The organism is Alcanivorax sp. 24, from assembly GCF_004360225.1.
Lineage (GTDB): Bacteria > Pseudomonadota > Gammaproteobacteria > Pseudomonadales > Alcanivoracaceae > Alloalcanivorax > Alloalcanivorax xiamenensis.
Map to the genome: position 1 here is coordinate 1 of NZ_SNUA01000090.1, position 453 is coordinate 453.

Consider the following 453-nt stretch of genomic DNA (forward strand, 5'->3'; position numbering starts at 1 on the left):
TTGTTGGACACTGTGTTAGATCTCATCATATTCTGTAATCTGCAATCCATGTTTGTCTGCCTCTGTCTGTACTGTTTGTGTTAGAGCTGCCTCGGCCAAACAGCTACTACACTAGCTTCTTCGGCGGCAGCGTCAGAGGTGAATAGGAGAATATTCGTGAATCAACAACGTACGCGCCAGAAAACACTCCATGGCGGCGGCGTCTCCAGCTTGCTCATTTCCTGCCAGAGCGGACGGAACTGGTCGAGAAACTCCCGATACCCCTCCGAGAGCTGCTCCAGATTCCAGGCGTCCCTCACCCCGTCTCTTAAACACCTCTCCGAGCCCACCAGACCCTACTAGACATCGTATGCCGTCTTCCTCTTTAAAAAAAAAACCACGACACCTGCAGTGCCCGTCCACAACATAACAACATCACCCTGTAGAACTTGACTATACACATCATATATTATC

At 49.9% G+C, this 453-nt stretch carries 1 protein-coding gene; it reads right to left on the reverse strand.

Features of this window, described 5'->3' with window-relative positions:
• Nucleotides 1-161 precede the first annotated feature (161 nt).
• The gene (locus tag E0L37_RS21395; protein ID WP_166643126.1) at nt 162-299 is read right to left on the reverse strand and encodes a PaaX family transcriptional regulator C-terminal domain-containing protein; all 138 of its coding nucleotides are present in this window, start codon (nt 297-299) and stop codon (nt 162-164) included.
• Nucleotides 300-453: the final 154 nt, after the last annotated feature.